This is a genomic window from Hyphomonas sp. TMED31, from assembly GCF_002172815.1.
Classification (GTDB): domain Bacteria; phylum Pseudomonadota; class Alphaproteobacteria; order Caulobacterales; family Hyphomonadaceae; genus Hyphomonas; species Hyphomonas atlantica.
In genome coordinates, this window is sequence record NZ_NHCK01000001.1 from 1 (window position 1) to 8,444 (window position 8,444).

General features: G+C 57.3%; 9 protein-coding genes and 1 pseudogene. 9 read left to right on the plus strand and 1 reads right to left on the minus strand.

Annotation, left to right across the window (positions count from 1 at the left end):
• From CBB91_RS00005 to CBB91_RS00045, 9 genes and pseudogenes are all read left to right on the plus strand, one after another.
• Positions 1 to 595: pseudogene (locus CBB91_RS00005) on the plus strand (translation initiation factor IF-2); the annotation flags it as partial.
• 17 nt (positions 596 to 612) lie between these two features.
• Entirely contained in the window at positions 613 to 1,134 is a 522-nt protein-coding gene (locus tag CBB91_RS00010; protein WP_273010865.1) for a YcxB family protein, read from the plus strand.
• Positions 1,134 to 1,538, plus strand: a complete 405-nt coding sequence (gene rbfA, locus CBB91_RS00015; protein ID WP_035548778.1) for a 30S ribosome-binding factor RbfA — start codon at positions 1,134 to 1,136, stop codon at positions 1,536 to 1,538. Before CBB91_RS00010 ends, rbfA begins: the two co-directional genes overlap by 1 nt.
• A gap of 90 nt (positions 1,539 to 1,628) precedes the next feature.
• On the plus strand, positions 1,629 to 2,276 hold the full coding sequence (locus tag CBB91_RS00020; protein WP_273010867.1) for a DUF308 domain-containing protein: 648 nt from the start codon (positions 1,629 to 1,631) through the stop codon (positions 2,274 to 2,276).
• Between the two features lie 133 nt (positions 2,277 to 2,409).
• The gene (gene truB / locus CBB91_RS00025) at positions 2,410 to 3,351 is read left to right on the plus strand and encodes a tRNA pseudouridine(55) synthase TruB (protein ID WP_035548772.1); all 942 of its coding nucleotides are present in this window, start codon (positions 2,410 to 2,412) and stop codon (positions 3,349 to 3,351) included.
• A 223-nt stretch (positions 3,352 to 3,574) separates the two neighbouring features.
• Positions 3,575 to 3,712, plus strand: a complete 138-nt coding sequence (locus tag CBB91_RS00030) for a hypothetical protein (protein WP_155841693.1) — start codon at positions 3,575 to 3,577, stop codon at positions 3,710 to 3,712.
• Between the two features lie 82 nt (positions 3,713 to 3,794).
• Positions 3,795 to 4,793 carry an HEXXH motif-containing putative peptide modification protein gene (locus CBB91_RS00035; protein ID WP_273010870.1) on the plus strand — a complete coding sequence of 333 codons (999 nt, stop codon included), beginning with the start codon at positions 3,795 to 3,797 and terminating at the stop codon, positions 4,791 to 4,793.
• A 1-nt stretch (position 4,794) separates the two neighbouring features.
• Positions 4,795 to 6,273 (plus strand): oligosaccharide flippase family protein, encoded by a 1,479-nt coding sequence (locus CBB91_RS00040; protein WP_273010871.1) that lies wholly within the window; start codon positions 4,795 to 4,797, stop codon positions 6,271 to 6,273.
• 22 nt (positions 6,274 to 6,295) lie between these two features.
• A complete protein-coding gene (locus tag CBB91_RS00045; RefSeq protein WP_273010873.1) occupies positions 6,296 to 7,258 on the plus strand; it encodes a hypothetical protein in 963 nt (320 codons plus the stop codon).
• Here the strand turns inward: CBB91_RS00045 and CBB91_RS00050 are convergent.
• The coding region (locus CBB91_RS00050) for an NAD(P)/FAD-dependent oxidoreductase (RefSeq protein WP_288145186.1) at positions 7,259 to 8,444 on the minus strand (1,186 nt) is incomplete at its 5' end.

Genomic DNA, 8,444 nt, shown 5'->3' on the forward strand with positions numbered 1-8,444 from the left:
CAAGGGCGATGTTCAAGGCTCAGTCGAGGCGATCAGCCAGTCTCTGGACAAGCTTTCAACTGAAGAAGTGCGTGCACGCGTCATTCATGGCGCGGTTGGTGGTATTTCGGAAAGCGACGTTCTTCTGGCCCAGTCGTCTGAAGCGCCAATCTTTGCCTTTAACGTGCGTGCCAACAAGCAAGCACGTGATCTGGCGGAGAAAGAAGGCGTTGAGATCCGCTACTATTCCGTGATCTACGATCTGATTGACGACGTGAAGGCGACCCTGTCGGGCATGCTCGCACCGGAGAAACGCGAAACCTTCATCGGTTACGCCGAAATCCTCGAAGTGTTCAACATCACGAAGGTCGGCAAGGTCGCTGGCTGTCGTATCAGCGAAGGCAAGGTTCTTCGTGGTTGCGGTGTACGCCTGCTGCGCGACGACGTTGTGATCCATGAAGGCAATCTGAAGACGCTGAAGCGCTTCAAGGACGAAGTGAACGAGGTGAACGCCGGAATGGAATGCGGCATGGCGTTTGAGCGCTATGATGATATTCGCCCCGGCGACAAGATCGAGTGCTTCCAGGTTGAAGAGATCGCCAGGTCGCTCGACTAGGACGGCGGTGAAGGCCCGTGTCTGACAAGATCTCCGGCTTTCTGGACGAAAAAGACCAGAAGCGCCTGATCCGTCTTTCCAGACGCGGGACGGTCGGTCCGACTGCCATTTATTATGCGGGCGTTACGGCGCCAATCATTTCTGCCAGCATGTCGGTGATGGTGCGCAATGCGATAGAGATGGTGGGCCTGAGCGCCTATTGGCAATGGTTCTTGTCCGCGCTCGTGGCGGCCCTTGCCGGGATATCATGGTATCTGATCTTCATTCGATGGTCGTATCGGTCGCCAAGGGACGTTGTGGGCGATGGCAGAGCGGAGATGGACGTCCAGCTGCTGGAGGAGCGCATGCAAGTGCGTCGCGGTGGCGTAGAAATTCGGATCGACTGGGCAAACGTAGTGTCGGTCAAAACCCGCCGAGGATATACGACCGTTGAAGTGCAGGGGGCAGAGCCCTTGCTGATCCCGGACGCGTGGTTCGATAAAGATAGAGTGGCGCGCAAACAGTTTGTTGAGCGTCTGAAACAGAAAGCAGGTGTCTGATGGCACGTAAAACAAATGCTCCTGGACTTCCCAGTCAACGCCAATTGCGTGCAGGCGAACTGATCCGGCATGCCGTGTCGGATATCCTAGCGCGGGAAGACTTGCGTGATCCGGATCTTGTCGGCGTCATCGTGACGGTCGGGGAGGTGCGATGTTCTCCTGATTTGCGCCATGCCAATATTTTCGTTTCCCCACTGGGCGACGATAGCGAAGCCGGGCGCGGCAAACTTGCCGAAGCTCTGAATCGCGCAGCGGGTTTTCTGCGCGGGCGCCTCGGCCGCGAGATTGACATGAAGTTCACGCCTCAACTGCATTTCATCGCAGACAAATCCTACGATGAGGCCACCGCAATCGACCGCTTGCTGGCAGATCCTCGCGTAAGGCGCGATCTCGATCCGGAATAACAGTCGAATCTACGCCTCTGGACAGGTTGTAAGTTGACTCACTCAGCACGTGCTGCGAGCGTTTTCTGAGCTTAATCAAGGGCAAGCGTGATGGACCGTCAGACCTTGGACATGGAAGGCGCGCGGCGCGGTGAAATCACGCCAGCGTCGCTGCAGCTCGGCGATGATACGATCGCTATTCAGCGCATCGCGACGATGTCTGTGGAGTCCATGGAATTTGCGCCTTGGGATACGGAAACGAACCGGCGCACGAAGAGTCTCTACGCGTCGTTCTTTGTGATCAGCCTGTTCTTTGGTCTGCTCGCGCTTGCATGGGGAGGTTTGTTTCCCGGTAGCGGCTCCAGCATGATCGCGCTGATCGTCGGATGCGTGCTGACCGTGCTTGCGGTGATCCTCGGTGTTCGTGCTGCAATGTTCGCGCGCCGGATGAAGAAGCGGCAGCCCTACTATCGGCTCGTGATTGGCGCATCCGATGGGCGGCAGATTCCCTTGGTGGATGACAATCGCGCTGTACTGCTGCGCATTCGCGACATTGTGCGACACAAGATGGATTCCGGTGACCGGGAGGTTCAAGGCGATTTCGATCTGGACCTGGATCTCGTGAACATCAGCAAGCCAAACGAGACGCGCGAGCTTACCTCCGAGGTGCCGTCGTCAGAAGAGGCGGAAGGCTCGTCAAAGGCTGAAGCTGAAGTTCTGTTTGACGAGCCATCAGGTGATCTGCGCAGCGTGACCTGATCCGCGACATTTCGGGCTGACCCACTCGCCTTGACGGGTTTGCCCCCGCTTCGTATGGCCCCGCCTTAATCTCAATCTCTCTCCGCCGCCCGCGTTCGAACCGCCGGGCCGCGCAATCTGAAAGTTTCGTATCTTGGCCCGTCAAAGAAAACGCAAAGGCGACCCGGTCACCGGGTGGCTGAACCTTTTCAAACCAGTCGACATCACCTCCACCCAAGCGGTGGCCATCCTCAAGAAAAAGTACAACGCCCAAAAAGTCGGACACGGCGGGACGCTCGATCCACTGGCTGATGGCATTCTGCCGATAGCATTCGGGGAAGCGACCAAAACCGTGCAGTGGGCAATGGACGCCCGGAAAGAATATGTCTTCACCATTCGCTGGGGCGTATCAACCGAGAGCCAGGATGCCGAAGGAGACGTCACGGGAACGTCTGACGCTCGTCCCACACGGGAGCAAGTCGAAGAATTGCTGAAAGGCTATATTGGCACAATCGAACAGGTTCCGCCGCGGTTTTCAGCGATTAAGGTAGACGGCCAACGCGCCTATGACCTCGCGCGGGAGGGCGAGGAGTTTGAATTGACCTCACGCGAAGTGGATGTCTTTACAGCTGATGTCATTGGTATGCCTGACGCAGACCATACCGTTATTCACGTCACGTCTGGCAAAGGCTTTTACGTACGCGCCATGGCACGGGATCTCGCGTTTGATCTTGAATGCGAAGGTCATATCAGTCAGCTGCGCCGTACGCGGGTCGGACAGTTCGGTGCAGCAACAGCGATACCCTTGTCGCGCATCGAGGAAACGGAAGATCCTGAGACATTGATGGGCTTTCTGCAGCCAATCCATGCTGTGCTTGAAGGTGTGCCAAGTGTGGACATCACGCGCGAAGAAGCCGGACACATTAGACATGGCCGCTCCATTGTTTTGCTCCCGCATCTCATCGAGGCTTGGCAGGGACAGAAATCAGAAGACCCTGAAGATCGGTCTGCAATCGCGGTGTGCGAAGGCAAGGCGGTTGCATTGGGGGAAATACGGGCCGGTCAATTCGAGCCAGGCCGGGTTTTCATGTCCTGATTTGGGCCTGCGGAAGTAATCCAAGCCTAGAGGGTATTCGACTTTTCCGAACGCCAGGCTCGGCAATCTCCCTGCCGACGCTTGATTTTCCTCGCCCAATCGTGCGTTGGGCGAAGTCGCGCGAATGGAAATTCGCGAATTAGTAGAATCAGATCGGAAACTTGCATGGAATCTGCAAGATGGTTGGCACCGCCAATGGTGGTGGGACTCTAGGGAGTAGAAAATGAACCTTAAGACTGAAATGCTGCTTGGCTTCAGCAATCGTCGTGACGAGAAAAACGACACGATGGTCGGCTGCAAGGGCGGCGGTCGTCGCAATAAAAAGCGCGGCGGTAAGAAGTTCTTCTTCAAGTTCTGGTAGTTTTCCGGAACGAACATTGGTGCACTGCCTGTTCGCAGGCGGTGCACACCTCACTCTGATCCGCAGGACGGGAGATGCAAGCATGGCGCAGTTCCGGTTTATCCCACACAAGGCAGATGCGATCAGAACCAATCAGGTCATGCATGAGGGCTTGTTCGAAAGCCTTGAACATATTGCGGATGTTCTGAAATCCGAGGATCCAGAACTATCCCGGCACCTCAAAAATTGGACACAATCCGCCAGGTCAGGAATGCGAGTTCCCGCGGCGGTGTTTGGCGCATATTACGACGCAGTGGAGGCGTTGCAGGCGACGGATATCGCAACAGCGTCTGAACTAGTGAAGCGTATTGCGTCATCGGAATGCATTCCTGAAAAAACTCGGATTACGGTGCTTGGTCGCGATCATTCAGAGACTGACACACGCCGGATTGAGCGCTTCATGGGAGCACCTGAAACAGGTGCAGCGGGCGTAACCCAGCCAGATCGCGTTCTGGCGACCCAGTTCGAAACAAAGCTATCCGCAGCAATCGACTGGATCCAGATTCACGTTCCTGAGCTTCATGATGAAATGAACGCCTTGCTTGGCGAACTTATCCTCGTTGGCCCCGCAGAAGGTGCGCTCGAATTCGAGGGAGGGACGTGCTTTCGCCTGTGGGGCGCGGTTGCACTCAACGCAGAGCGTAAGGCGTCTGTTGCTGATTTGATCGTCACATTGGCGCATGAAGAGGGCCATGCCGCTCTGTTCGGCGCCTGCACGCGTGAGATGCTCGTCGAGAATCCGGACTCGGAGCTATATTGGTCGCCAATCAGAAAGACCGAGCGACCTCTGGAGGGAATCTTCCATGCGTCGTTTGTCTCGGCAAGAATGGTCTGGGTGATCGGGAAAATGCTTGAGACGGGCGACTTTGGCTGGCTGGAACGCCGCCGGTTGAAGAAAATTCTCAAGGAAGCTCACGCGATTCAGCAAGACTCGGCAGAGATTGTGCAGCGAGAGGGCCGTTTGACAGAAACGGGCCGGGCTGTCCTTGAAGCCATGACGGGGTTCATGGATGGGTTGGGCCGGGCGTTGAAGCCCGTCTGACATGAGCACGTCTCAAATCATTCGACGCGCCATTCGAAATCTCGTCTGGATGTTCGCGCACTCTTGGGCCTCGGCCGTATTTGGCCTTGTAACGTTCGCTGTCATGGCGCGAATACTGGGCCCGGAGCCCTACGGCATCATGGCCTTGGCCGCGTTGGTCTTCGGAGTTGCGGGTGTATTCGTCGGGGCCCCCCTTACCGAAAGTATTCAGCAGAGAGACGAGATAACGAACATACACCTTGATACGACATTCTGGTTGAATTCAGGGCTTACCTTGCTTTTCGCAGTCGTGATTGCCCTGCTCGCAGAGCCAATCTCCGCGCTGATAGGTGCGCCAGCGGTCGCGGAGGTTTTGCCCGCGCTTAGCGTGATCATGCTTTTCAGTAGCCTCGAAGGCGTGCCGGGCGCGCTATTGCAGCGAGAGCTTGAGAACGACAAACTGGTCTGGATTGAGACTGCATCTGAACTTCTGACGACGGGTTTGGCTCTCGTACTGGCCCTTCTCGGCTTTGGTGTTTGGTCGCTGGTGATTTCCATGGCAGCGGGTACGCTCATTTCGGTCGCAGGGTGCTTCTACGCGTCGAAATGGCGGCCGGGATTTTCGGTTAGCGTGACTGCTTTCCGAGAGCTGTTCGCGTTCAATCGCGATACGGTGGGAACTTATTTCCTGGGCTATGTGGACGATGCCATCCCGCGTTTCCTGTTGAGCCTCGTTGGGGGAGAGCGGGCTGTAGGGCTGCTGTCTATCGCGGGTACAATCTCCGGAAGCCTGACAGGTCTCCTGATGGGGCCGTTCAACGAAATCGCGATGAATGTGGTTGCGCGTCTGCAATCCAGTCGGAGGACAGTTCACGAATTGCTCGACCGCGTATTCGCAATGACGACCGCAGTGATTTATCCGGCGACATTGGGACTGGCTATTGTTTCGCCACTCCTGATCCCGCTCGTTATCGGGGACGAGTGGATAGCGGCGGTGGTGCCGTTGCAGATTTTCCTGGTGCTTGGAATTCGGGATGCAACGGGCACGTTCAACATCGCCATTCTCAGAGGGGTGGGAGACAGCCGGTCTCCCCTGATCATCCTGTCGCTCGGAATCCTGTTTCTCTTCATTCTGGCACCTTTGCTCTTGCCGTACGGAGTTGCAGGGATCGCGACTTTGATCGCTTTGCGTACATTCCTGACATGGCCGGTCTCGGCATGGTTGGTTCAAAGAGCGGCTGGGTACTCTGCAATTCGCCAGATTGTAATTGGATGGCGCGCGCTTATCGCCTCTCTTGGAATGGTTGCGATCGTGTTGCTGGTGAATTTCCATATGCCAGCGCACTGGTCTGAAATTGCACGCGTAGCGGTAATGATCATTTCAGGCATACTTTCTTATACTGGCCTCATGTTCGTGGTTGGAGCCGGGCAGGTTCGTGAAATCCGGGAGGGAATAGGCTGGTTCCGCAATCATCATGACGGTGCAGTCGAGCCCGCCTAGGGGGATTGCAAGAGGGACGCGTATGATCTGTTTTGTGACGTCGGGTTCGCATAAATATGCGGTCAGGGAGCTTCGCGACGTTCCGGGAATGCCGAAGGTCGACTTGCTCTCGTACAATCAGATGTTCCGGTCCAAATCTCTTCGCAGAGCAACTTATGTGTTCACGGATTTCGACCGGCTCGATTTCTGGCAAAGGGAGCTTGCAGCCAAGGCATTCCGGTGCCTGTCAGACGCGGGTGTTCGGGTTCTGAACGATCCGGCTACGGCCTTGACGCGGCTTCCCTTGTTGAAGGTTTTGAACCGCAGGGGCTTGAACAGTTTTGCCGTCTGGGATGCCGAAACCGATTCTCTGCCTGACCGATACCCGGTTTTCCTGCGCACGCGCTCTGCACATCGCGGAACGCAGACTGAACTGCTCGGAAATGCAGAGCAGGCCAGTATGGCGCTGGAGCGTCTGGTTGCGTCAGGCCTTTGCAAGTCAGACCTGATGTTTGTTGAGTATTGCGCGGAACCGATCAAGGACGGCTTGTTTCGCAAGCTGGCGGCCTATTGTGTGGATGGGCAAATTGTCACCGGCATGTCGGTGCATGATGAGAGCTGGCATGCAAAGTTCGGCAAGGAAGGGGCGGCGGATGCCGATTTGTATCAGGACGAATACGAAGCCGTTCGGGACAATCGCTATTCCGACGCGCTGAAGAAACATTTTGAGGCTGCAGGAATTTCATACGGGCGGGCGGATTTCACGCTTGTTGGAGGTCGGGTGGAGGTCTACGAGATCAACACCAATCCGAACAATTCCCGGATTCTGGACCATCCGTATCCGATACGTGTTGAAACAGATGCCCTGTTTCATCAGCGCCTTGCCGAGGCGATGCAGGCAATAGATACACCTATTGGCGGCAAGCCCGTTCCGCTGGACCATCCGGACCTTGTTTCTCAACGCAAGCGGGACTGGCTGCTGCCGCGCCCGCGCTGGACACCCTGATCAGGCAAGGGCGGCGGCGTGGGCGCTTGCCCAGGCCCATTGGAAATTGTCCCCCCCAAGCCAGCCAGTGACATCGACACATTCGCCAATGAAGTAGAGCCCCGGCACGTGCCGGCTTTCCATTGTTTTCTGGTTGAGGCCATCGGTTGAGATGCCGCCGACGGTGACTTCGGCGGTGCGATATCCTTCGGTGCCCATCGGGGTGACGCGCCAATCCTTCAGGAAAGCTGCGAACTCGTCGATGGCGGCGTGGGAAAGGTCCGCCAGCCGGGCATCCTGCGCGATGGGACCGACTTCTGCGAGCAGTGCTGCGAGCCGGGCAGGGACGTGCGCTTCGAGCGCTTTCACGAAAGTCTGTTTCGGGCTGTCCTGCTTTGCGGCGCGCAGGGCGGCGTTCATGTCTTCCGAGGTCTGAAGGCAGAGGGAGAGGGGCTCTCCGCTTGTCCAGTAAGAGGAGGTTTGCAGGGCGGCCGGGCCGGAGAGGCCGCGATGGGTGAACAGCAGGTCTTCCTCGAACCTTGCGCCGGGCACAGAGGCGATGACAGGCGCGGCAACGCCGGAAATTGCGGCGAATTTCTCGCCCAGCTCACCCGAAAACGTAAACGGCACAAGGCCGGGGCGCGTCTCGACAATGTCATGGCCGAACTGGCGGGCGATATCATAGGCAAGGGCGGTCGCGCCCATTTTGGGAATGGACAGCCCGCCCGTGGCGACGACCAGGCGCTGGCCGCTGACGGCGCCAGAGCGTGTCTCCACGAGGAAGCGGCCGTCCTGGTGGGTGACGCCGGAAATCTCCGTAGACAGGCGAATTTCGGCGCTGCCCTTTTCGCATTCGTCCAGCAACATCTTGATGATCGCGCCGGATTTCTGGTCACAGAATAGCTGCCCCTTGTGTTTCTCCGTATAGGTCAGGCCGTGGGCGGCCATGAGAGAGATGAAATCCCAGGGCGTGTAGCGCGCAAGCGCCGATTTCGCAAAGTGCAGATTTTGCCCCAGGAACCGATCGGCGCGGGTTTCCAGATTGGTGAAATTACACCGGCCCCCGCCCGAAATGCGCACCTTGTCAGCGGGGCGTTTCGCGTGGTCCAGCACCAGCACGCGCCGCCCGCGCTGGCCGGCAAGGCCCGCATGGAACAGGCCGGCCGCCCCCGCGCCAAGCACGATCGTATCAAACTGGTTTGCGTCG

Excerpts from the sequence above, each read along its gene's own strand:
- CBB91_RS00030 (WP_155841693.1), top strand. The coding sequence starts at position 3,575 with ATGAACCTTAAGACTGAAATGCTGCTTGGCTTCAGCAATCGTCGTGAC.
- CBB91_RS00035 (WP_273010870.1), top strand. The coding sequence starts at position 3,795 with ATGGCGCAGTTCCGGTTTATCCCACACAAGGCAGATGCGATCAGAACC.
- rbfA (WP_035548778.1), top strand. The coding sequence starts at position 1,134 with ATGGCACGTAAAACAAATGCTCCTGGACTTCCCAGTCAACGCCAATTG.
- CBB91_RS00040 (WP_273010871.1), top strand. The coding sequence starts at position 4,795 with ATGAGCACGTCTCAAATCATTCGACGCGCCATTCGAAATCTCGTCTGG.
- CBB91_RS00045 (WP_273010873.1), top strand. The coding sequence starts at position 6,296 with ATGATCTGTTTTGTGACGTCGGGTTCGCATAAATATGCGGTCAGGGAG.
- CBB91_RS00020 (WP_273010867.1), top strand. The coding sequence starts at position 1,629 with ATGGACCGTCAGACCTTGGACATGGAAGGCGCGCGGCGCGGTGAAATC.